The organism is Cryptosporangium phraense (genome assembly GCF_006912135.1).
GTDB lineage: Bacteria > Actinomycetota > Actinomycetes > Mycobacteriales > Cryptosporangiaceae > Cryptosporangium > Cryptosporangium phraense.
Genome location: NZ_VIRS01000007.1, coordinates 1 through 22,106 on the forward strand (window position 1 = coordinate 1; position 22,106 = coordinate 22,106).

Annotated in this window: 21 protein-coding genes; 14 read left to right on the forward strand and 7 right to left on the reverse strand. The window is 74.2% G+C overall.

The window, feature by feature from the left end; all coding sequences use genetic code 11:
- Positions 1-670: 670 nt before the first annotated feature.
- The 3 genes from FL583_RS11725 to FL583_RS11735 are packed head-to-tail and all read right to left on the reverse strand — an operon-like array spanning position 671 to position 2,316.
- Positions 671-1,135: a hypothetical protein gene (locus FL583_RS11725; protein WP_142704626.1), complete on the reverse strand. Its 465-nt coding sequence runs from the start codon at positions 1,133-1,135 to the stop codon at positions 671-673.
- A 3-nt stretch (positions 1,136-1,138) separates the two neighbouring features.
- Positions 1,139-1,705: a TetR/AcrR family transcriptional regulator gene (locus FL583_RS11730; protein ID WP_170323606.1), complete on the reverse strand. Its 567-nt coding sequence runs from the start codon at positions 1,703-1,705 to the stop codon at positions 1,139-1,141.
- Between the two features lie 26 nt (positions 1,706-1,731).
- Entirely contained in the window at positions 1,732-2,316 is a 585-nt protein-coding gene (locus FL583_RS11735; RefSeq protein ID WP_142704628.1) for a helix-turn-helix domain-containing protein, read from the reverse strand.
- A 67-nt stretch (positions 2,317-2,383) separates the two neighbouring features.
- Between FL583_RS11735 and FL583_RS11740 the strand changes: the two genes are divergently transcribed.
- Positions 2,384-4,015 (forward strand): FAD-dependent oxidoreductase, encoded by a 1,632-nt coding sequence (locus FL583_RS11740; protein ID WP_142704629.1) that lies wholly within the window; start codon positions 2,384-2,386, stop codon positions 4,013-4,015.
- Positions 4,016-4,049: 34 nt separating this feature from the next.
- On the forward strand, positions 4,050-4,811 hold the full coding sequence (locus tag FL583_RS11745) for a class I SAM-dependent methyltransferase (protein WP_142704630.1): 762 nt from the start codon (positions 4,050-4,052) through the stop codon (positions 4,809-4,811).
- A gap of 19 nt (positions 4,812-4,830) precedes the next feature.
- Here FL583_RS11745 and FL583_RS11750 read toward each other — a convergent pair whose 3' ends face one another.
- The gene (locus FL583_RS11750; protein WP_142704631.1) at positions 4,831-7,179 is read right to left on the reverse strand and encodes an ABC transporter permease; all 2,349 of its coding nucleotides are present in this window, start codon (positions 7,177-7,179) and stop codon (positions 4,831-4,833) included.
- Positions 7,176-7,868 carry an ABC transporter ATP-binding protein gene (locus FL583_RS11755; RefSeq protein WP_142704632.1) on the reverse strand — a complete coding sequence of 231 codons (693 nt, stop codon included), beginning with the start codon at positions 7,866-7,868 and terminating at the stop codon, positions 7,176-7,178. The genes FL583_RS11750 and FL583_RS11755 overlap by 4 nt, the downstream gene beginning before the upstream one ends.
- A 214-nt stretch (positions 7,869-8,082) precedes the next feature.
- Between FL583_RS11755 and FL583_RS11760 the strand changes: the two genes are divergently transcribed.
- Positions 8,083-9,501 (forward strand): sensor histidine kinase, encoded by a 1,419-nt coding sequence (locus FL583_RS11760; RefSeq protein WP_205752045.1) that lies wholly within the window; start codon positions 8,083-8,085, stop codon positions 9,499-9,501.
- 56 nt (positions 9,502-9,557) lie between these two features.
- A complete protein-coding gene (locus FL583_RS11765) occupies positions 9,558-10,163 on the forward strand; it encodes a response regulator (protein WP_420843132.1) in 606 nt (201 codons plus the stop codon).
- 39 nt (positions 10,164-10,202) lie between these two features.
- Here FL583_RS11765 and FL583_RS11770 read toward each other — a convergent pair whose 3' ends face one another.
- Positions 10,203-11,402, reverse strand: coding sequence for a CynX/NimT family MFS transporter (locus tag FL583_RS11770; RefSeq protein ID WP_205752046.1), 1,200 nt, complete (start codon positions 11,400-11,402; stop codon positions 10,203-10,205).
- 37 nt (positions 11,403-11,439) lie between these two features.
- On the opposite strand from FL583_RS11770, the gene FL583_RS11775 reads away from it, so the two are divergent.
- The 10 genes from FL583_RS11775 to FL583_RS11820 all read left to right on the forward strand — a co-directional run bounded on the left by FL583_RS11775 (position 11,440) and on the right by FL583_RS11820 (position 21,390).
- Complete coding sequence (locus FL583_RS11775; RefSeq protein ID WP_142704635.1) at positions 11,440-12,108, forward strand: FadR/GntR family transcriptional regulator; 669 nt, start codon at positions 11,440-11,442, stop codon at positions 12,106-12,108.
- 117 nt (positions 12,109-12,225) lie between these two features.
- Entirely contained in the window at positions 12,226-13,260 is a 1,035-nt protein-coding gene (locus tag FL583_RS11780; protein ID WP_142704636.1) for a site-specific integrase, read from the forward strand.
- Between the two features lie 57 nt (positions 13,261-13,317).
- Complete coding sequence (locus tag FL583_RS11785) at positions 13,318-13,815, forward strand: toxin-antitoxin system HicB family antitoxin (RefSeq protein ID WP_142704637.1); 498 nt, start codon at positions 13,318-13,320, stop codon at positions 13,813-13,815.
- A 50-nt stretch (positions 13,816-13,865) separates the two neighbouring features.
- Positions 13,866-14,708 (forward strand): DUF4097 family beta strand repeat-containing protein, encoded by an 843-nt coding sequence (locus FL583_RS11790; RefSeq protein ID WP_142704638.1) that lies wholly within the window; start codon positions 13,866-13,868, stop codon positions 14,706-14,708.
- Between the two features lie 719 nt (positions 14,709-15,427).
- Complete coding sequence (locus tag FL583_RS11795; RefSeq protein ID WP_142704639.1) at positions 15,428-15,952, forward strand: RNA polymerase sigma factor; 525 nt, start codon at positions 15,428-15,430, stop codon at positions 15,950-15,952.
- Positions 15,939-16,655, forward strand: a complete 717-nt coding sequence (locus FL583_RS11800) for a hypothetical protein (protein WP_142704640.1) — start codon at positions 15,939-15,941, stop codon at positions 16,653-16,655. The genes FL583_RS11795 and FL583_RS11800 overlap by 14 nt, the downstream gene beginning before the upstream one ends.
- An 86-nt stretch (positions 16,656-16,741) precedes the next feature.
- A complete protein-coding gene (locus FL583_RS11805; RefSeq protein WP_142704641.1) occupies positions 16,742-17,812 on the forward strand; it encodes a homogentisate 1,2-dioxygenase in 1,071 nt (356 codons plus the stop codon).
- Positions 17,809-18,894, forward strand: a complete 1,086-nt coding sequence (locus FL583_RS11810; protein WP_142704642.1) for an alpha/beta hydrolase — start codon at positions 17,809-17,811, stop codon at positions 18,892-18,894. The genes FL583_RS11805 and FL583_RS11810 overlap by 4 nt, the downstream gene beginning before the upstream one ends.
- Positions 18,891-20,045 (forward strand): acyl-CoA dehydrogenase family protein, encoded by a 1,155-nt coding sequence (locus tag FL583_RS11815; RefSeq protein ID WP_142704643.1) that lies wholly within the window; start codon positions 18,891-18,893, stop codon positions 20,043-20,045. The genes FL583_RS11810 and FL583_RS11815 overlap by 4 nt, the downstream gene beginning before the upstream one ends.
- Positions 20,035-21,390: a phosphotransferase family protein gene (locus FL583_RS11820; RefSeq protein WP_205752047.1), complete on the forward strand. Its 1,356-nt coding sequence runs from the start codon at positions 20,035-20,037 to the stop codon at positions 21,388-21,390. Before FL583_RS11815 ends, FL583_RS11820 begins: the two co-directional genes overlap by 11 nt.
- Here FL583_RS11820 and FL583_RS40865 read toward each other — a convergent pair.
- Positions 21,383-22,105, reverse strand: a complete 723-nt coding sequence (locus FL583_RS40865; protein ID WP_205752048.1) for a hypothetical protein — start codon at positions 22,103-22,105, stop codon at positions 21,383-21,385. The genes FL583_RS11820 and FL583_RS40865 overlap by 8 nt on opposite strands.
- Position 22,106 lies beyond the last annotated feature (1 nt).

Here is a 22,106-nt window from a genome sequence, read left to right on the forward strand (position 1 = left end):
GCCGGGCCGGGCGGGGCCTGGCCGGGCCGGGCCTGGCCGGCGGGGGCTGTGGCGGATGGGGTGCGGTGCGCTCTGGATGAGGTCGGCGGAGCGCAGGCCGACGGCAGCGGCCTCGGCCGCGGCGCGGCCCGAGTTCGGGCGCCCTCCATGCTTGTTCCGGCCGTCGCCCGCGGCCCCCCGCGCTCGCCCGCTCCTGGCCTGCGGCCCCGCCGTGCTGCTCTGCGGCTCTGGCCCACCCCGCCTCGGCCCGGTGGCCTTGCCTCCGGCGCAGCCCGATCGCGGCGGGGGGTTGACGGCTCGGCGCGGCCGACCGGCCATGGTTCGGCGCCCGGCCAAGCCGCGGGCTGATGTCCGAGCTCAGCTCGGCCCGAATGCCACGGCGGCCCGGCTCGACGCGTCAGGACCCGGGTACTCGACGCGACCCGGCCGCGCCACGGGGCTGAGAAGGGGCGGGCCAGTCCCGTGCGGTCGAGCTGCGCCGTAGTCGGGCTGCAGCGCGGTCGGGTCGTGGCGCGCTGGAGGCTCGCATCAACCCACCGCCGCGATCGGGCTGCGGGGTGATCGAGCTGCGCCGCGATCGGGCTCCGCCGCGATCGGGCTCCGCCGCAGCGGGCCGCGGCGCCGTCGGAAATGGCCGGTGAAGGACCGCGTGAGCACGGCGGGATCCGGCTCACAGCGTCGGGGCGGCGACGAAGGTGGCGGCGGTGGCGGTCAGGAGCAACGCGTGCAGGATCAGATGTTCCAGGTTGGGCCTCGGCCGATCGCCGATCCGCGGCACGACGGTCACCGTCTGCGCGTACGTGCGCGCGTGCAGATCGGCCCACGTCACCCCGGTCCCCCCAGTGGCCCACGGCACCGTGTACCCGGCCAGATACGGCAACCACCACAACAGCACCCCACCCACCGCGATCACCAGCTCCAACGCCCCGGCCACATAACCCAGGACCGGCAGCGACCACGCCGCCCCGAGGGCCAGCAGCACCGCGGGCAGCGTCATCACCGGTGCGTTGATCGCCACCTCGGTGCGCTGCTCGGAGCGCTTCGCCGCGCGGACGTTGTTGAACGGATAGAGGTCGACGAGCGTCGTGACGAGGAAGTAGGCCACGGTGAGAAGGATCAGCGCCAACGCGATCATGATTCACTCCCGGGAATAGCGAGCGGCAATACCGTCCAGAAAGGTCGTGACGGCCACGTCGAACCAGGCGTCGTAGAAGCCGGACGGGGCGGCCGGAGGCTCCGGCGCGTCACCGAACTCGGCCAGCGCCAGGCCCGTCACCAGGACGTAGACCGACTGGGCGAGGAGCAGAGCGACGTCGTCGGAGACGTCGAGGCCGGCCCGCAGCGAGGCGAGCAACGGCGGGACGAGCGGTTCCCAGACCTCCGGGGACACGTCCTGGGTGGCCACGATGACGGTGGCGCCCGGGTGCGCGGCCAGGGTGCGGCGCAGGTCGCGGGCCAGCGACAGCAGAAGGTCCCGCCAGCCGAGCGCCGGGTCGAGCCTTGCGGTGGCCTCGGTGGCGATCCGGTCGGCGAGCAGCCTCAGCAGCGTCACCCGGTTGGGCACGTGGTAGTAGAGCGACGCGGCCGTGACCCCCAGCTGGGTGCCCAGGTTGCGCATGGACAGCCCGGTGTAGCCCTTCTCGTCCACCAGGGCGAGGGCCGCGGCCTGGATCGCCGCCGCGTTGAGCTCTCCGTAGGCCGCCACGACCCGAATTCTAACAGTGTTAAAATCTATCCGGAAGCCGGTCGGGCGCGCACGTGGATGCGTTCGCCCTGCGGGCCGAACAGCGCGAGGACCTCGGCCGCGGCCGGGCCCGGGTTGCTGATCGAGTGCGGCGTCCGGCAGTCGAACTCGACGACCTCGCCGACGCCGAGGACGAAGTCGTGCTCGCCGAGGATCAGCCGCACCCGCCCGGACAGCACGTACATCCACTCGTAGCCCTCATGTACGCGCAGCTCGGTGACGTCCACCGACGCCGGCGTCGGCGGGATGATCTGCTTGTAGGCCCGCAACCCGCCGAGGTGCTGCGACAGCGGGATCGTCGTCCGCCCGTGCGCGGTGTAGGGCTTCATGTGGACGCGGGGGTCGCCGGTCGCCGGGGCACCGACGAGCTCGTCGAGCTGGACCTGGTGGGCCCGCGCCAGGGGCAGCAGCAGCTCGAGCGTGGGTTTGCGCTGCCCCGACTCCAGCCGGGACAGCGTGCTGACCGAGATCCCGGTGGACTCGGCCAGCTGGGTCAGCGTCGTCCCGCGTTCGATCCGCAGCGACTTGAGCCGCGGCCCGACCGCGGTGAGGACGTCATCCAGATCCGCCATGATCCTACTTTGCCATTTCGGCAAGAAAGTTTGTCACCCCGGGGCGGTCGGGTGCACGCTTCCGGCCATGACGACGACGAACGAATACGACGTGATCGTGATCGGCGGGGGCGCGGCCGGCCTGAGCGGCGCCCTGACCCTGGGCCGCGCCCGCCGGTCGGTGCTGGTGGTCGACGCCGGGCAGCCGCGCAACGCGCCGGCGGACGGCGTCCACGCGTTCCTCACCCGCGACGGCCTGCCCCCGGCCGAGCTGGTCGCGCTGGGCCGGGCCGAGGTCGAGTCCTACGGCGGGCGGGTGGTGACCGGCACGGTCGCCGACGCGCGCCCGGCCGGGGACGGCTTCGCCGTGCGCCTGGCCGACGGCACCGGCCTGCGGGCCCGGCGGCTGCTGGTCGCTACCGGCGTCACCGACGAGATCCCGCCGGTGCCGGGGCTGGCCGAGCGCTGGGGCCGGGACCTGCTGCACTGCCCGTACTGCCACGGCCACGAGGTCCGCGACCGGGCGATCGGGATCCTCTCGACCGGGCCGTTCGCGGTCGAGCAGGCGCTGCTGTGGCGCAACTGGAGCGAGCGGATCACGCTGTTCCTGCACACCGGCCCGGAGCCGTCCGATGCCCAGTACGAGCAGCTCGCCGCCCGGGGCGTCGCCGTGGTGGACGGGACCGTGACCGGCGTGCGGGTCACCGGCGACGTCCTGACCGGCGTGGAGTTGGACGGGGACCGGACGATCCCGGTCGACGCGGTCGTCACCACGACGCGGATGGACGTCCGCCTCGACGGGCTCGACGGGCTGGGCCTGCCGGTCGCCGACCTCGAACGCGACGGGGTCGTGATCGGCACCCACGTCCCGGCGGACCCGACGGGCCGGACCGCGGTGCCGGGCGTGTGGGTGGCCGGGAACGTGACCGCGCCGACGCTGCAGGTCGTCAACGCGGCCGCGGCGGCCAACCTGGCCGGCGCGATGATCACGTTCGACCTGATCGCCGAGGAGACCGCCCGCGCGGTGGACGCGGCGGGCCGGCACGGGCTGGGGCACGATGCGGTCATGACCGACGAGCTGGCCGAGACCTGGAACGACCGGTACCGCGAGAACGAGGCGATCTGGAGCGGGGAACCCAATGCGGCGCTGGTCAAGGAGGTCAGCGACCTGACCCCGGGCCGGGCCCTCGACCTGGGCTGCGGGGAGGGCGGCGACGCGGTGTGGCTGGCCCGGCAGGGCTGGACGGTCGCCGCGGTCGACATCTCCTCGGTCGCGCTGGAGCGGGCGGCCGCCGCCGCGGCGACCAACGGCGTCGCCGACCGGATCACGTTCGAGCAGCACAACCTCGGGGTGAGTTTCCCGGACGGCCGGTACGACCTGGTGTCGGCGCAGTTCCTGCACTCGTGGGGCGACATGCCCCGGGACGAGATCCTGCGGAAGGCGGCGGCCGCGGTGGCGCCGGGCGGGGTGCTGCTCATCGAGGGGCACTCGGGCGCACCGCACTGGCAGGAGGCCGACGGCTCCGCGGGCCACGACCCGCACGAACACCAGCACCGGGGTCACGACCTGCCCGGCCCGGGCGAGGTGCTGGCGTCCCTCGGGCTGCCGGAGACCGAGTGGGAGACGCTGGTCGTCGACGAGCACGAGCGGGTCCGGACGCTCCCGGACGGGCGGATCATCAACCACGTCGACAACACGGTAAAACTCCGGCGCCGGTAGGGCGCCGGTTGGAGGCGCCGGTAACGTCGGTTGCATGGCTCCACGATCTCCGCACACCGACCGGGCTCGCGCCGAATCGTTCGGCGGTATCGCCACCGACTACGACCGCTACCGGCCGGTGTGCCCGGACGCGTTGCTCGCCGATCTGGTCGGGCTGGGCCCGGACCGCGTTCTGGACGTCGCGTGCGGCACCGGCAAGATCGCGGTGCCGCTGCGCGCGGCCGGTCTGGACGTGCTCGGGGTGGAGATCGACGAGCGGATGGCGGCGGTGGCCCGCGGGCACGGCGTCCCGGTGGAGATCTCCCCGTTCGAGTCGTGGGACGCCGCCGGGCGCCGGTTCGGGCTGATCACCTGCGGCAACGCCTGGCACTGGATCGACCCGGAGCGCGGCCCGGCGAAGGCCGCCGAGGTGCTCGAGTCCGGCGGCACGATCGTCCGGTCGTGGACGTACGCGGTGCTCGACGCCGACGCCCGGGCGTTGCTGGCGGCGGTCTACGCCGAGCACGCGCCGGACGCGTCGACGCATGCCGGGTCCGACGAGGACGACGACGAACCGCTGGACCCGTTCGCGTCCCGGCCCGAGTTCGACGCGCCGGAGATGCGCCGGTACGCGTGGGACCTCACGATCCCGGGTGACGAGTGGGTCGGGCTGATCGCGACGTTCTCCGACCACCAGCTGCTGCCGGCCGGTCAGCGTGCCCGGCTGCTGGAGGCGGTGTCCGGTGCGATCGCCGCCGCCGGCGGCGTCCTGCGCGGCCACGGCCGCGCCGACGCCCTCTTCACCCGCCGCCACTGACCCGCCCCGGGGCGGCTGCTCACTCCGTGCGTAGCGCGGTCGCGGTGCGGGTCTTCGCGGCCCAGCCGGCCGGCAGGAACGCACCGACGACCGCGAGCACGAGCCCGCCCAGCGCGAACAGCGTCAGCTGCCACGGCCGGTACACGGCCAGCACGACCGGCGGCAGCTCCACCCCGGCGCCGTGCCCCATCGCCGGAACCAGCACACCGTGCAGCACCAGCCCGGCCGGCACCCCGACGACCCCACCGACCAGCCCGATCAACGCCACCGACGACAGCACCGAGGTCAGCGTCTGCCGGGGCGTCATCCCGAGCGCCTTGTGGATCCCGATGTCGTGCACCCGGTCACGCACGTCCAGCACCACCGAGTTGAGGACGCCCAGCCCGGCCACCGTCACCAGCATCAGCGTCAGGAGCCCGGCCAGGGTGTCGATGACGACCAGCAGCTCGTCGACGCCCTCGCTGCCGTCGACGTGGACGGTCAGCCCGAGCGGGTCGAGTTTCGCCCGGATCGCGGTGGCGTAGGCGCCGACGTCGGTGCCGTCGGACAGGCCGACCTGCCAGGACTCCGGGGTGGCGCCGGCCCCGGCCCGGGTCAGGAGCAGCCCGTCGTTGTTGCCGGGGTCGAACACTACGCCGACGATCGTCAGCACGGTCGTGACCCGGCCGTGGGTCACGGTGATCGGATCACCGAGCTTGGTGCCGGTGGCCCGCAACAGCTCGGTGGGGACGACGACCTCGCCGGGGCGGGTGAACCAGCGTCCGGAGACCAGCGCGAACCCGGCCCAGCCCGGGTCGGCGGTGCACTCGACGAGCGACGTGTTCCCGGAGAACCCGGCCACGACCGCGTCGGACTCGGTCGACCCGTAGTAGTGCGCGGTGCCGGGCTGGGCGTCGAGGATCGCCCCGACCGTCGCCGCGTCGACCGTCGGCGTCGTCGTCCCGCTGCGGGAGGCCGGTTTCTCGATCCGGTCGCGGTGGCCGTCGATCGTCAGATCGCTACCGGAGTGGTCGGCGGCGACCTGCACCCGGTCGAGGGACGCGGCGAGCCCGGCGGCGAGCGTCACCGCGGCCGCGCCGAACGCGATCGCGACGATCATCGCGACGGCCCGCACCGGGGCGCTGAACGGCCGGGCCAGGCCGAGGCTGACCGGCCGCGGCAGCGGCAGCCGGGCGGCGATCCGGGCCGCGGTCTGGCCGCGGTGCGCGGCCGGGGTACGGCCGACGGCGAGCGCGTCGACCGCCGAGAGCCGTCCGGCGCGTCCGGCGGCCGCCGACGCGGTGGCCGCGACCAGGGCCAGCACCCCGAGCAGGACGACGACGTCGACCCACGGCGCGATCGTCAGCGACACCGTGCCGTACAGGTCCTCGGTCTCGGACAGCAGCGGCACCGCGATCGCGTTCCCGGCGGCCAGGCCGAGCCCGGCGCCGATCACCGCCGGGATCATCGCCTGCCCCACGTACGCGCGGACCACTTCGGACGGCGTGAACCCGAGCGCCTTGAGGACGCCGATGCGGCGCAGCGTCGAGGAGACCGCGCCGGCCACGACGGTGCCGGTGATCAGCACCGACAGCAGCAGGCTGAGCCCGCCGAAGGCCAGCAGGAACGGCACGAACAGCGACGTCTTGTCGGTGGCCTCCTGTTTGACGGTGAGCCAGGTCCGGGCGCCGGTCACCGCTCCGCCGGGCAGGGCCGCGGCGATGGCCTTCCGGGCCGCGGTGAGCCCGGCGGCGGTGCCGGGGTGGTCGAGCCGGTACAGCATCTGGTAGCCGGTCTGCTGCGCGTGCAGCCCGGCGACACCGGCCGGGGTCATCCACCCGCCGGCGGTGCCGCTGACCGACCGGGCGAACCCGACGACCGTCACGTCGACGCCACCGACCCGGATCGTCGTGTTCAGCGGCGTGCGGAAGTCACCGCCGGCGGCCAGCACGAGTTCGCCGTGTTTCGTCGCCCACCGGCCCTCGGTGAGCGTGAGCCGGTCGACGCCGGTCCCGGGGCCGGTGCGGGCGGCGATCGTCACGACCGGCCCGCGGGCGTTCGCCGGGTCGGGGTCGGGCATGCCCGGGGGCGGCGGCGGCAGGATCATGGCCTGGGCGACCAGGAACGGGCCCGCGGTCCCGGCGACGCCGTCGGTGTGTGCGGTGGCGGCCAGCTGCGCCGGGGTCGCTTTCGTCCGGTCGGTCAGGACCGTGAGGTGCGCGCCGTGCTGGGCGCGGAACGCGTGGTCGAACGGCGCGTTGGACGCCACCAGCAGCCCGACGCCGAGCAGCCCGGCGGTGACCGCGGCCGCGGTGGCGAGCGTGATCACCGCGGTCTGCACCCAGCGGCGCTGCACCCCGGACCGGACGACCCGGCTCAGCGCGCTCATCGGGCCGCCTCCAGCGCCGTGTCGGAGGCGATCCGCCCGTCGACGACCTGGACCGTGCGGGTCGCGCACTCGGCGGCGAGCGTCCGGTCGTGGGTGACCAGCACGATCGTCTGCCCGTCGGCGTGCAGGTCGGTGAGCAGCCGGCGCACCTCGGCGCCGGACGCGGTGTCGAGCGCGCCGGTGGGTTCGTCGGCCAGCAGCAGCGACGGCCGGTTCATCAGGGCCCGCGCCACCGCGACCCGCTGCCGTTCCCCACCCGACAGCCGGCCCGGGTAGGCGCGGGCGTGCCGGTCGATGCCGAGGCCACGCAGCAGCTCGGTGGCGCGGCGGGTCGTCTCGCCGCGTCCGGCGCCGGCCAGCTGCGCCGGCAGCACCACGTTGTCGAACACGGTCAGGTCGTCGAGGAGGTTGAAGAACTGGAAGACCATCCCGATCGTGGCCCGCCGGTACTTCGCGGCGCGGGCCTCCCCCAGCGTGTCGATGCGGGTCCCGCCGACCGTGACGGTTCCGCCGGTCGGTTTGTCGAGGCCCGCGATGAGGTTCAGCAGCGTCGACTTCCCGCTGCCGGACGGCCCGAGGATCGCGACCGCCTCCCCCGGTGCGACGGTCAGCGACACGTCGTCGAGGGCCGGCGGTCCGCCGTCGTAGCGGCGGCTGACGCCGCGCAGGTCGATCAGTGGCTCGGTCATGGTTGCTCCCCGCGTTCGGTCTCTTTCCGACGACTTCCGACGACGCGGACGCTAGGGGTGTGCGCCGGGCGGGCACATCGCTCGGCGGACGCACTGCCCGTACCGCAGTGGGTGGACGGTGGAGCGGGTCATCCGTGCGGCGTAGTCGCGGCCGCGGCCGGAGTGATCCCGGGGAGCGACGCCGCGGGCGGCGCCGGCATCGGAGAATGGGCGCATGGTCCGAGTGCGGCGCCCGGTCGGCGCGAGCGTGCGCGGCCTGGCCGGGCAGCTGGTGCGCCGGTCGGGGCCGATGCTGCCGCTCTCCCGGCGGAGCTGGTTGTTCGACGCCGGGCTGGCGGTCGGGTTGTTCGCGGTCGCGGCGCTGACCAGCGTCGGGGACCAGGACGACGGGTATGTCTCGACGGAGCGGCTCGGGCCGCCGTACGGGCCGGTGGAGCCGGTGCTCCCGCCGGTGCCGCCGGCCGAGCTGCACCACACGGTGTCCACCGGTGAGGCCGTCGCGCAGGTGCTGCTGCTGGCGCTGATCGCCGCGCCGCTGATCTTCCGCCGCCGGTATCCGCTGTCGGTGCTGTGGTGCGTGCTGGTGACCTCGGCGTTCGTCGGGAACGACACCGCGCACCGCCCGATGCAGCTGTCGTTCTACGCCGCGGTGATCGCCGCGTACAGCGCCGCGGTGTACAGCCCGTACCGGGTGCCGGCGCTGGTGAGCCTGCTGCCGGCCGCGTTCCTGTTCCAGCAGTTGCAGGGCGGCGACGCCGAGCCGGTGGTGGGCGGGGCGATCAGCGCGGTCCCGCAGGGCGTCGTGCCGTACCTGATCCTGCTGCCGATCGCGGTGGCCGCGTACGGGCTGCGCGGCTGGCGGTCGCGGGCCGACGCGGAACGCGAACGCGCGGCCGAGGCCGAACGGGGCCGGGCGGAGGCGGTGTCGCGGGCCACGGCCCGGGAGCGGGCCCGGATCGCCCGGGAGCTGCACGACGTGGTGACGCACAACGTGAGCGTGATGGTGATCCAGGCCGGTGCGGCCCGCAAAGTGCTCGAGTCCTCGCCCGGGGACGCCCGGGAAGCGCTGCTGGCCGTCGAGTCGGGGGGCCGGGCCGCGATGACCGAGCTGCGTCACGTGATGGGCCTGCTCACGATCGACACCGACGACCCTGCCGACGCGGAACCCGAGTTGGCTCCGCAGCCGGGGTTGTCGCAGGTGGGGCCGCTGGTGGAGCGGGTGCGGCGGGCCGGGGTGCTGGTGGAGCTGGTGGTGACCGGGCGGCCGCGGCTGCTTCCGGACGGGATGGATCTGGCCGCGTACCGGGTGGTGCAGGAGGCGTTGACGAACACGGTGAAGCACGCGTCGGGGACGTCGGCGGTGGTGCGGATCGATCACGGTGCCGACCGGTTGTGGATCGAGGTCACCGACACCGGCGCCGGGGCGGCGTCCGGATCGGGTTTTGCGTCCGGATCGGCGTCCGGACCGGACGGCGGGGAACCCGACGGGGCCGGGCACGGGCTGATCGGGCTGCGGGAGCGGCTGGCCGTGTACGGCGGGTCGTTGCGGGCGGGGCCGCGGATCCGGGGCGGGTTCCGGGTCGAGGCGGTCCTCCCCTACGCCGCCCTCCCGGATCCGGAGGTGGCCGCGTGAGCGGGCCGCGGGTGGTCGTGGCCGACGATCAGGCGCTGGTGCGGACGGGGTTCCGGATGATCCTGACCGCCGACGGGATCGACGTGGTGGCGGAGGCGACGAACGGCGCCGAGGCGGTGGACGCGGTGCGCCGGACGCGGCCGGACGTGGTGCTGATGGACATCCGGATGCCGGAGCTCGACGGTCTGGAGGCGACCCGGCGGATCCTGGGCGCGGGTCCGGGCGGGCCGCGGGTGCTGATGCTGACGACGTTCGACCTCGACCGGTACGTGTACGCGGCGCTGTCGGCCGGGGCGTCGGGGTTCCTGCTCAAGGACGTGACGCCGGAGCAGCTGACCGCGGCGGTGCGGCTGGTGCGCACCGGGGACGCGTTGCTGGCCCCGGCGATCACCCGACGGCTGGTGGAGCGGTTCGCGCGGCGGGACGAGGCGGCGTCGGCGGTGCACCGGGATCTGGCCGCGCTGACGCCCCGGGAGCTGGAGGTGCTGCGGCTGCTGGCCCGGGGGTCGAGCAACGCGGAGCTGGCGTCGTCGTTGTCGTTGTCGGAGGCGACGGTGAAGACACACGTGGCCCGGATCCTCGGGAAGCTGCAGTTGCGGGATCGGGTCCAAGCGGTCGTCGTGGCCTACGAAACGGGGTTGGTCTCACCCGGGGAGGGCTGATTTCCGGCCGCTGCGTTGATCTGAGGACGTTTTCGCTGGTCAGAGGGGTCGGTTTCGGCCCGCGGCGACGCCCGCGGCGCACTGGACGGCCATCAGGACGGTGAGGAACACCAGCGGGCCGTGCCAGGTGCCGGTGTGCTGGTAGAGCGCGCCGACGATGACCGGGCCGGGGATCGACAGCAGGTAGCCGGTGCTCTGCGCGAACGCCGACAGACGTCCGACGGTGGCGGCGTTGTGGCCGCGGAGGCCGATCATGGCCAGCGCGAGCGGGAAGCTGCAGTTGGAGACGCCGAGCAGGATCGCCCAGAGCCAGGGCGCGCCGGCCGGGGCGATCAGCAGCCCCAGGTATCCGGCGATGCCGAACGCGGCGAGTCCGGCGGCGAGGAGGCTCTGGCTGCGCAGGCGTCCGGCGAGCGCGCCGAGGACGTAGGAGAGCGGGACGCCGAGCAGGGACGTGACCGCGAAGAGGAGCCCGGCGGTGGAGGCGGAGAGGCCGGCGTCGCGGAAGACCTGCGGGAGCCAGCCCATGATGACGTAGGCGGCGGTGGCCTGGAGCCCGAAGAACACCGCGAGGGCCCACGCGACGGGGCTCGTGGCCATCGACCGCGGCCCGGTCGGCGCGGCCGGGGCGCTGACGGTTCGGGGACGGGTGGCGCGGGAGCGTCGGAGCAGGATCGGCCAGGGGGCGAGGGCGGTGGCGGCGACCACGGCCCAGGTACCGAGGCCGAGGCGCCAGCTGTCGCCGAGCGCGGACGCGAGCGGGACCGTGACGGCGGCCGCGGCGGTGGCGCCGACGTTGAGCGCGGTCGTGTAGACGCCGGTCATCGGGCCGACCCGGTCGGGGAAGTACTGCTTGACGACGACCGGCAGCAGCACGTTGACCAGCGCGATCCCGCCGAGACCGACGGCCGAGAGGATCAGGAACTCGGCGGTGCCGCCCACCAGCGGGCGCAGCGCCAGGCCGGCGGTGAGCGCGACGACGCCGGCCAGGATGACCGCGTCGACCCCGAACCGGCGGGCCAGCCGCGGCGCGGTGACGCCGACCACCGCGAAGCAGAACGCGGGCACCGAGGTGAGGAGCCCGGCGACCGTGGCGGTCATGCCGAGGTCCCCGCGGACCTCCTCGAGCACCGGGCCGAGGCTGGTGACGGCCGGGCGGAGGTTGACCGCGGTGAGGATCAGCGCGGTGGCCGCGAGCCAGGGGGTGGCCCGGGTTCGTCCGGGGGTTTTACTCGTCACTAATAGATCCGTCACAATCCCATCATAGAATCATGGGATGAATCTTGACCCGGTCTCCCGGCCCCGGAGTCTGTCGGATCACGTCATCGCGACGCTGCGGGCGCAGATCACGTCGGGGGCGTGGCCGGTCGGGTCGCGGATTCCGACCGAGCCGACGCTCGTGTCGCAGCTCGGGGTGGCCCGCAACACCGTGCGGGAGGCCGTGCGGGCGCTGGCCCACAACGGGCTGCTCGACATCCGGCAGGGTTCGGGCACGTACGTGGTCGCGACCAGCGAACTCGCCGGCGTGATGCGCCGCCGGTTCGCCGACGCCCCGCAGCGGGACGTCACCGAGTTGCGCGGTGCCCTGGAGGCGACCGCGGCGAGCCTGGCCGCGGCCCGCCGCACCGACGCCGACCTGCGTCACCTCGACGGGATGCTGGCTGAGCGGGAACGCGGCTGGGAGTCCGGTGACCGGGAGGCGTTCGTCACCGCGGACACCGCGTTCCACCTGGCGGTGGTGGCGGCGGCGCACAACGAGGTGCTCGGAGGGCTGTACGCGGACCTCGGGGCGGTGATCCGGGAGTCGTTGCGGGAGCACTTCACGCCGGTGCTGCGGCCGGAGGACTACGTGGACCATGCGCGGCTGGTGGAGGCGATCCGGGCCGGGGACGCGTCGGCCGCGGCGGCCGAAGCCGCCTCCCACACGGAGTCGATCCGCGTCTAGCAATCGTTTCGTTTCGTTTTCGTCTTAACGTTTTGACGGGTGGCGTGACGATTGGTGGTCACGATAGCGTTCATTATCGCGACCTGTTGGGGAGGGGTTCGGATTAACGAAATAGCCGTGACGGGCGGGGCGTCGGAGCTGGATCACACGATCTCGGCCGCCACCGCGCAGCGGATCGCCGATGCGGTCCCGCGGAACACCGTCCGGGCCTACGCGGCCGACCGGGCCGCGTTCCGCCGGTGGTGCGCACTCGTCGGCCGCACTCCCCTGCCGGCCACGGCCGAGACCGCCGCCGAGTACACCCGGTTCCTCGCCGACGGGGGCGCCCTCCGGGCGGACGGGCGGCGCAGCGGACCGGCCGCTCCACGCTCGATCGACCGCGCGCTGTCGGCGATCCGCACCGAGCACCGCGAGAACGGCTACGGCGGCCTCCCCGACCTGTTCGGGGCCCGGCGCATCCTCACCGGCCTGCGCAAGGACCGTGCCGAGCGCGGGGTCCGCGACCGGCAGGCGGCGCCGCTGAGCGTCGAGGACGTGCGGGCGATGGTCGGCGCCTGCGACCCGGGCACGCTGGCCGGGGCCCGCGACCGCGCGCTGATCGCGCTCGGGTTCAGCATGATGGTGCGCCGCTCGGAGCTGGTCGCGCTGAACGCGATCGGTGACCTGGCCGACCGGCCGGGCGGGGTCGAGGTGCTGATCCGGGCGTCGAAGACCGACCAGGAGGCGATCGGCGACACGGTCGCGGTGCACTACGGGTCGTCGCCGGCGACCTGCCCGGTGCGGTTGCTGGGCGCCTGGCGGGAACGGCTGGCCGGCGTGCGCCCCGGCGAGGGCCCGCTGTGGGTGCCGATCGACCAGAGGGACCGGATGCCGGGGATGGCCGGCTACTCCGGGAAGCCCGGCAGCGGGCGGCTCTCCGGCCAGGCCGTCGGGATCATCCTGCGCACCGCCGCGGCCCGGGCCGGCGTCAGCACCGAGGCGGTGACCGCCCACTCGTTGCGGGTCGGCGGCGCCACCGCGGCCTACCAGGCCGGGAACGATCCGCTGAAGATCGCCCGCCGGGGCCGCTGGAAGGACGGGTCCCCGGTGTTCCTCCGGTACATCCGCGACGCCGACAAATGGAAGCACGACCCCATGGACGGCGTCCTGTAGTGCCAAAGTGGCACCACTACCCTTGTGGTGGTGCCACGATGGTGCCATAGTAGTGCCATGGAACTCGCGCCGTACGTAGCTGCCCTCCGGGCCGACCTCGCCAGCGCGGCGCAGGCCGGCGGGGACGACGCCCGGGCCCTGGCCGACCGGCTCACCGCCCCGCTGGAGTCCGCCACCCGCCTGGCCCTGCTCAACGCGCTCACCGCGGCGATGAGCGAGGTCACGCTCGACCTGGCCCCCGGCTCGGTCGACGTCCGGCTCCGCGGCCTCGACCCCGAGTTCGTCGTGACGCTCCCGGCGACTCCGGAACCCGCCCCGACTCCCGCGCCCACGGCCCCCGCCCCCGAGGACTCAGACGCCGGAACCGCGCGGATCAATCTTCGCCTGCCCGGCCACCTCAAGTCCCGCGTCGACGACGCCGCCGCCCGGGAGAACCTCTCGGTCAACGCGTGGCTCGTCCGCGCGGTCGCCGCCGCCCTCGACGGCACCCGCCCGGCGTCCCCGCCGCCCACCACCAACGCCTCCACCCAGCGCTACACCGGCTGGGTCCGTTAATCCCCTCATTCCGACAAAAGCCCGAAAACAGCACGGAGGTCAGCGCAGCCATGCCCAGTTTCGACACCCCCTCGCCCATTTCCGCCCACTTCGAGACCGAATGCGTGACCCTGCGGGTCGTCGCGTCCGACCGCACCGACACTGTCGTCACCGTCGACCCGGCCGACCCCGCCAACGACCGCGACGTCCGCGTCGCCGAGCAGACCACCGTCGGCTTCGCCGCCGGCCGCCTCACCGTCCGCGCTCCGCGCAGCCGGGGCCTGTTCAGCCGCCCCGGCACCGCCGCGGTCCTGGTCGAACTCCCGGCCGGCTCCGACGTCGACGCCGACGCGTCGATCGCCGACTACACCTGCGCCGGCCCGCTCGGCGCCGTCACGCTGAAGACGTCGGTCGGCAGCATCCGCGTCGACCAGGCCACCGCGGTGACGCTCAAGACCGACCACGGAGACGTCCACGCCGGCCACGTCACCGGCTACACCGACATCTCCGGCTCCGGCCGCGTCGACGCCGACGACCTGGGCGCCGACGCGCACATCCGCAACACCAACGGCGACAACCGCGTCGAGGAGGTCGCCGGCGACCTGCGGATCTCCACCGCCAACGGACGCATCCGGATCGGCACCGCCCACGCCGACGTCGACGCGAAGTCCTCCAACGGCTCGATCCGCATCGGCCGGGTCACCCGCGGGCACGTCACCGCGAAGACCGCGGCCGGCGACGTCGAGATCGGCATCGGCCCGTCGACCGCCGCCTGGCTCGACCTGCACACCCAGCTCGGGTCGGTCCGCAACGGCCTCGACGGCACCAGCGGCCCCGGCGACGCCGCCCACACCGTCGAGGTCCGCGCCCGCACCCCGCTCGGCGACATCACGATCACCCGCACCCAGCCGTAACCACCGCACACGGCCCCATTTGCGGCGCATGCCGCCGAAGATCGTGGCGGTCAGGTCGAAGCGTTGGAGCGGCCCGGTGACCCTGGTCCTCGCTTCGGTGCGGCCGAGGTGGTGCCTGGCGATGTCGCTGGTCGGGAGGAGGCCGAACTCGCGGACCGCGTCGCGGTCCTCGGCTCCGCCCGGCCCGTCACCGAAGGCGCTCCGGCCGAGCTGAAGCGCCGCACCGACGGCGGCCACGTCGAGCGCCGGTCGAGCGCCGGTCGAGCGCCGGTCGAGCGCCGGTTCGCCGCCCCTGGGGCCCTCCGGGCCGCCATGGCCCGCGTCGCCGGCGCCACCCGGACCCGGACGCGCCGGCGCTGCGCGTCCCCGGCAACGGCGACGTCGCCGACCTCCGCCGCGACACCCTCGACGCAGCCGACATCGACGCCACCGAACTGTGCCGATGCGGCGGTGTCCGGGGCCGTGAGCACCGCGATCGGCATCTGCACCGATGCGACCGAGGGCATCGTCGACCGCGATCTCCCGCACCGCCTTCCTGGCCGGGCGCGTCGCCGGCGATCGCCCGCAGACGACGCGGCCGGCCGCCCTCGGGCCGATATCGCGTTCACCCGGCCGGCCGCGGCGTCGGGCCGCGTCGCTCCCGCCGCGCCGACACCGCAACCTGACGGGCGCGTCGCGCGTAGTAGGGGCGTCCACAGTGTCGAACGGAAGGAGGGCGGGTGCCCAGCCGCGCAGACACCGACAGCTTCGACGCGTTCTACGCGACGCACTACGCGCCGCTCGCGGCCCAGGTCGCGGTGTACCTCGGGGACCGCGCCGAAGGGGAGGACGTCACCCAGGAGGCGTTCTGCCGGGCCTGGCGGCACTGGCCGCAGCTCGCCGGGGGCGCCAACCCGGCCGGCTGGGTGTCGACGGTCGCCTACCGGCTGGCCGCGTCCCGCTGGCGACGGCTACGGACCGCGCTGCGGCACCGCCAGCGCACCCGCCCGCAGAGCGTCCCACCACCCGACGCCGACCACCTCGACCTCAGCCTCGACCTCAGCGCGGCCCTCCGCACGCTGCCCGACGCGCAGCGCCGCGCGGTCGTCCTGCACTACCTGGCCGACCTGCCGGTCGACGAGATCGCCGCCCGGGAACGCGTCCCGATCGGGACCGTCAAGTCCTGGCTGCACCGGGCCCGCACCCGCCTGGCCGCCGAGCTGACCGAAGAACACCGGGAAGGCGCCTCCAGTGACCCTCGATGACCCGACCCTCACCGCGGCGCTGGCCGCGCACGAACGCGCGATCCGGGACGGCATCGTCCCACCCGGGGGCCCGGCGGCCCGCGCGACGGTCACCCGCCGTCGCCGGCGCACCGCCGTCGTCGCGGCCGCCGCGGCGGTGGTGGCCGTGGTCGCCGGGATCGGCCTGCTCCGGGCCGGCCCCGGCGAGGACCGCGCGGTCATCCCGGCGGCCCCGCCGTCGCGGTCCACCGCGCCGACCCCGTCGAAACCACCGGCGCCGGCCCTGGCCGACGACACCATCGACTTCTCCCGAGCCCCCGAGTCGCAGTGCGGCGGCCCCACGATCCGCTTCCACGACGGCGACTCCGACTACGTGCACCGGCTCGGCACCGTCTTCAGCTACCACGTCAAGATGAACGGCGGCCGGACGACGGACCTCACCGGCGACGGGAAACCCGACCGGATCGCCGAGCTCGGCTGCGTCGGCGAAGGCGGCGGCACCGGCCAGTACTTCCTGTTCCTGCTCACCGGGGCCGCACCGAACTGGACGGTCGCCGGGGCCGGGGTCCCGACCAGTGGCCCCAACGACGGCTGGGAGATCATCTCGATCGAGCCGGAGGACGGCGGCGTCGTCAAGGTCGGCCTGGCCGACCCCGGCGGCCGCGGCACGGAGCTGCGGCTGACCTGGGACGGCACCCGCCTGACCACCGTCGGCTCCAACTGATCGATCCAGCTGCCCCGGGTCACCTGAACCGCTGACCCGGGGCACGCCCTTGTGCTTCGCTGGGCTCCCCGCGCGAAGGAGCGCCGATGGAGTCGTTCGTCCAGTTGCGCCGCGGCACCACCCCCCGCCGGATCCACGCCGACCTCGACGGCCTCAAAGACGACGAACTCGGCCGCGGCGGGTTCACCGGCCGCACCGCGCACCTCTACCGCCGCCACGACCCCACCGCGTTCCGCGCCGAAGGCCCCCTCGCCGGCACCGACGTCCAGGTCGCCACCCTCACCCCGGGCGACGCCACCGACCCGGCCGGCACCCCGCTGCTGCTGTTCAGCAACCCCGACTGCCGCCTCTCGCTGTCCCGCCGCACCGCACCGCACCCCTTCTACGTCCGCACGGTCGACGGCGACGAGCTGTACTTCGTCCACCAGGGCGACGGGACGTTCGTCACCGAGTTCGGGGACCTGGCCTACCGGCCGGGGGACTTCGTGTACCTACCGAAAGCCACCACCTACCGGCAGGTCCCGCGGACCGCCACCACCGCGCTGGTGATCGAGACCGTCGACGAGCTGCGGCCGCCACCGGCCGGGGCCCTCGGCCGGCACTTCCCGTTCGACTCCGCGCTCGCGGTCATCCCCGAGGCCCGCGCCATCGACGACGACGGCCGCGACGAATACGAGGTGCGCCTCTACCACTCCGGAGACCACACGAGCCTGTTCTACCGGCACGACCCGTGCGACGCCGAAGGCTGGCGCGGCGACAACTTCCCGTTCACGTTCCACGTCGACGACTACACCCCGGTACTGTCCGACGCCGTCCACCTGCCGCCCACCGTCCACCTGTTCCTGCAGGCCACCGGCGTCGACGTGCTGAACTTCCTGCCCCGGCCGGCCGAGACCGTGCCCGGCACCGAACGACTGCCCTGGTACCACCGCAACGCCGACCACGACGAGATCGCGTTCTTCCACGGCGGCACGCTCTTCGGCGCCGACCTGCCCGCCGGGCTGCTCACCCACGCCCCGCAGGGCGTCCACCACGGCGCCCCCGAGGTCGCCCGCGAACACGCCCGCCGGCACTTCGCCGACCACGACCGGGTGAACTGGACGATCATCGCCGTCGACACCCGCCGCCGCCTCACCCCCGGCCCCGCACTGCGATGAGCGCCTACGACCGCGTCCCGTACCTGGTCGTGTTCCCCGACACCTCACCCCACCGCGACACCTACGGCGGGCCCGGCGGCATCGTCGCGCTCGAGTCCTACCTGCTGCGCCCACCCACCCCGAGCGACACCGTGCTGATCTTCATGCACCCCATCGGCGGCGGCGCCTACCTGCCGATGGTCACCGCGCTCGCCCGCGCCGGGCACCACGTCATCTACTGCGGCAGCCGCTACCGGGGCGTCGACTCGGCGCTGATCATGGAGAACGTCGTCGAGGACCTCGGCGCGTGCGTCCGCGACGCCCACGACCGCCTCGGCTACGTCCGGATCGTCCTGGCCGGCTGGTCCGGCGGCGGCGCGCTCTCCCTCTACTACCAGCAGCAGGCCAACGCCGGGACAGGCATCCCGGCCGACGCGATGCTGCTGCTCGCCGCGCACGTGTCCCGCCACGGCACGCTCACCGAATGGCTCGACGCCTCGATCCGCGACGAGACGAACCCCGACGACCGCGACCCCGCCCTCGACCTTTACGGCGACACCGTCACCCCGCCCTACAGCGACGAGTTCCTCGCCACCTACCGGGCCGCGCAGATCGCCCGCAACCGGCGCATCACCGCCTGGGTCCACGACCAGCTCCGCACCCACGACGAACGGGCGTTCGTCGTGCACGGCACGATGGCCGACCCCCGCTGGCTCGACCCGGCCGTCGACCCCAACGACCGCGTCCCCGGCCGCTGCTACCTCGGCGACCCCCGCGTCGTGAACAACGGCCCGGTCGGCCTGGCCCGCTTCACCACGCTGCGGTCCTGGCTGTCCCAATGGAGCTACGACGAGGCCCGCGGCGACGGCGTCCGCTGCGCCGCCGACGTCGGCGTCCCCACCCTCGTCATCGGCAACAGCGCCGACGACGCCTGCACCCCCAGCCACACCCGGCGCCTCTACGACGCCGTCGGACACCCCGACAAGACCCTCCACACCGTTCCCGGCGCCACCCACTACTACGCCGGCCCCGACCAGAAACCACACCTCGCCGAAGCCGTCGGAACCGTCAACGGCTGGCTCGCCGAACGGGGGCTCTCATGAACACCCGCCGCGCCATGCGCGCGTTCCTCGACGACGAGGTCATCCCGGCCGAACCCGCCCTCAACGCCGGAGACCGCGACACCCTCCGCGCGCTCCAGACCCGCGCCAAAGCCGCCGGCCTGTGGGCGCTGGGCCACCCGGCCGAACTCGGCGGCGGCGGACTCTCGTTCGGCGACTTCGTCCTCGTCAACGAGATCATCGGCCGGTCCCGCTGGGGCCAACTCGCCGTCGGCACCGTCTCCATGCAGGACTCGATCATGCTCCACCGCTACGGTACCGACGACCAGAAGAGCCGCTGGCTCGCCCCGCTCGTCGCCGGCGAGATCCTGCCCAGCGTCGCGATGACCGAACCCGAGGTCGCCGGCTCCGACCCCACCCTCATCCGCGCGACCGCCCGCCTCGACGGCGACCACTGGGTGATCAACGCCCACAAATGGTTCACCACCGGCGCGTCCGGGGCCGCGTTCACCACCGTGTTCGCCCGCACCGACGACGCCGAGCCCCACCGGTCGCTGTCGGCGATCGTCGTCCCGGCCGGCACCCCCGGCTTCGACATCGTCCGGGTCATCCCCACCATGGGCACCACCAGCGGCGACCACTGCGAGATCCGCCTCACCGACGTCCGCGTCCCCCTCGACTCACTCCTCGGCGAACGCGGCGGCGGATTCACCGTCGCCCAGGTCCGCCTCGGCCCCGGACGCATCTTCCACGCCATGCGCTGGCTCGGACAGGCCCAGCGCGCCTTCGACCTCATGCTCGACCGCGCCCGCACCCGCTACGCCCACGGCTCCACGCTCGGCGAGAAAGGCGAGATCCAGCGGTACATCGCCGAATCCGCCGCCGACATCCAGGCCGCCCGGCTCCTCGTCCTCGACGCCGCCGCCGCCTACGACCGCGACGGCCGCGCTCGCGACGAGATCGCCCTGGTCAAATTCTGGGTCGCCCGCGTCCTGCACGACGTCGTCGACCGCGCCATCCAGGTCCACGGCGCGCTCGGCGTCACCGGCGACACCCCCCTCGAAGAGATGTACCGGGAAGCCCGCTACGCCCGCATCTACGACGGCCCCGACGAAGTGCACCGGATGACCGTCGCCCGCCGGCTCCTCGCCGACCCCCGCCGCGCCCCCTGGCGACGCGACGATGCCGACTAACTCCGACGACACCGAGCAGCTCCGCGCCGCCCTGCAGGACTTGTTCGCCCGGCACTGGGGGCCCGGCACCGTCGTCGGGGAACTCACCGCGCTCACCGGCGGCGCGTCCCGCTCCACCCACCGCTTCCCGGTCACCGCCGACGGCCGCGAACACACCCTCATCCTCCGCCGCGACACCCTCGTCCCCGCCCCCGACTCGACGCTGCTGCGCGAAGCCGCCGCCCTGTCCGCCGCCCACGACGCCGGCGTCCCCACCCCGGAAGTGCTCGTCGCCGGGGTCGGCCCCGAACGGCACCCGTACCTGATCATGCGGCACGTCCCCGGCGAAGCGATCCCGCGGCGGCTGCTGCGCGACCCCGAATACGCCGGGATCCGTCCCCGGCTGGCCCGGGAACTCGGCGCCCTCGCCGCCCGCATCCACGCGGTGCCGGACCCTCCCTCGCTGCTGACCCGCCCCCACCCCCTCGAACTCCTCCGCGACATCTCCGACACCTACGACGACCCCCGGCCCACCGCCGAACTCGGCTTCACCTGGCTGCACACCCACCGCCCCCCGGACGCCCCCGACACGCTCGTCCACGGCGACCTACGCACCGGCAACGTCCTCATCGGCCCCGACGGCATCCGGGCCGCCCTCGACTGGGAACTCGCCCACGTCGGCGACCCCGTCGAAGACCTCGGCTGGCTCTGCGTCAAAGCCTGGCGCTTCGGCTCCCCCCACCCCGCCGGGGGCTTCGGGTCCCGCCGGGACCTCCTCGACGGCTACCGCACCGTCGCCGGCTGGACCCCCACCCCCGACCAGCTGCACTGGTGGGAGGTGTACGGGACGCTGCGCTGGGTGCTGCTCTGCCGCCAACAGGCCACCGTCCACCTCCGCGGCCTGCGCGACTCCCTCGAACACGCCGTCATCGGCCGCCGCGTCTGCGAAGCCGAGTTCGACCTCCTCCTCGCCCTCGGCCTCACCCACCCCGACCCCGCCGTCGGACCCGAGGCCGCCCCCGGCCCCGCCGACGTCCCCCGCCTACCGCACGACGCGCCGGACGCCACCCACCTGATCACCGCGGTAGCGGACGCGTTCCGCGCCGGCGCCTTCGGCTCGACGTACCTCGGGCGGGTCGCCGCCAACGCCCTGAGCATCGCCGCCCGGGAACTGACGCTCGGCCCCGAGCTGGCCTCGGCCCACTCCGCCCGGCTGGCCGCCCTGGGCCTGGCCTCCGACGCCGACCTCGCCGCCCGCATCCGCACCGGCGACACCACCCCCGCGATCACCGACGCGGTCGTCGCCACCGTGCGCGACAAACTCCGGGTCGCCAACCCGGCCTACCTCGCCCAGCCGGTCAGCTGAACCCGCCCTTCCCGTCCAGCCGGTAACTCCCCAGCCGGTTCGCGGCCGAGAAGTCCTGGTGCGACCGGTACACCACCACCGCCCCACCCTCGATCCGCAGACCGAAATCACCCTCACCCAGCTCCACCGGCCCCGCCGCGACCGTCTCGTACCGCGTCGCCGACACCGCCCCCACCACCAGCAGCTCCGACCGCGCCGACCCGCCCTGCCGGCACACGATCGCGATCGCCTGCTCCGCGTGCCCGTCCCCGGTCAGGTCCCCGTCGGTGAACGCCGAACCCCCGTACAGCGTGTACTCCACCCCGCCGACCGTGACGGTCGGCGACGACACCGCGAACCGCACCGTCGCCGCCGGACACCCACCGGCCCGCTCCGGCACCACGAGCGGCACCCCGTCGTAGAACCGCAGCTGAGTGACGTCCAGAAGAGGACCCGAGGCCGACGACGACGGCCCGGCGGGGGACAGGCCCGCAGACGGCCGGGAACCGGCCGTGATCCGCGCCGTGTCACTCGGCGGCTCCAGCGACAGCAACCACCCGACCCCGGCACCGGCCAGCACCACGACCACCGCGGCCAGCGCGAACCAGCCCCGCCGGGCCCGCCGCCGCCGCGCCACCGTCCGGCGCGCCGCCTCCGGACCCGGCGGTGGCAACACCGGCGCCGTGGACTTCAGCTGCGCGAACGCGACATCGAGATCAGAACGATCCTCGGGCATG

Coding starts and splice junctions, on each gene's coding strand:
- FL583_RS11725 (WP_142704626.1), bottom strand. CDS start 1,135: ATGATCGCGTTGGCGCTGATCCTTCTCACCGTGGCCTACTTCCTCGTC.
- FL583_RS11735 (WP_142704628.1), bottom strand. CDS start 2,316: ATGGCGGATCTGGATGACGTCCTCACCGCGGTCGGGCCGCGGCTCAAG.
- FL583_RS11740 (WP_142704629.1), top strand. CDS start 2,384: ATGACGACGACGAACGAATACGACGTGATCGTGATCGGCGGGGGCGCG.
- FL583_RS11745 (WP_142704630.1), top strand. CDS start 4,050: ATGGCTCCACGATCTCCGCACACCGACCGGGCTCGCGCCGAATCGTTC.
- FL583_RS11750 (WP_142704631.1), bottom strand. CDS start 7,179: ATGAGCGCGCTGAGCCGGGTCGTCCGGTCCGGGGTGCAGCGCCGCTGG.
- FL583_RS11755 (WP_142704632.1), bottom strand. CDS start 7,868: ATGACCGAGCCACTGATCGACCTGCGCGGCGTCAGCCGCCGCTACGAC.
- FL583_RS11760 (WP_205752045.1), top strand. CDS start 8,083: ATGGTCCGAGTGCGGCGCCCGGTCGGCGCGAGCGTGCGCGGCCTGGCC.
- FL583_RS11765 (WP_420843132.1), top strand. CDS start 9,558: ATGATCCTGACCGCCGACGGGATCGACGTGGTGGCGGAGGCGACGAAC.
- FL583_RS11775 (WP_142704635.1), top strand. CDS start 11,440: ATGAATCTTGACCCGGTCTCCCGGCCCCGGAGTCTGTCGGATCACGTC.
- FL583_RS11785 (WP_142704637.1), top strand. CDS start 13,318: ATGGAACTCGCGCCGTACGTAGCTGCCCTCCGGGCCGACCTCGCCAGC.
- FL583_RS11790 (WP_142704638.1), top strand. CDS start 13,866: ATGCCCAGTTTCGACACCCCCTCGCCCATTTCCGCCCACTTCGAGACC.
- FL583_RS11805 (WP_142704641.1), top strand. CDS start 16,742: ATGGAGTCGTTCGTCCAGTTGCGCCGCGGCACCACCCCCCGCCGGATC.
- FL583_RS11810 (WP_142704642.1), top strand. CDS start 17,809: ATGAGCGCCTACGACCGCGTCCCGTACCTGGTCGTGTTCCCCGACACC.
- FL583_RS11815 (WP_142704643.1), top strand. CDS start 18,891: ATGAACACCCGCCGCGCCATGCGCGCGTTCCTCGACGACGAGGTCATC.
- FL583_RS11820 (WP_205752047.1), top strand. CDS start 20,035: ATGCCGACTAACTCCGACGACACCGAGCAGCTCCGCGCCGCCCTGCAG.
- FL583_RS40865 (WP_205752048.1), bottom strand. CDS start 22,105: ATGCCCGAGGATCGTTCTGATCTCGATGTCGCGTTCGCGCAGCTGAAG.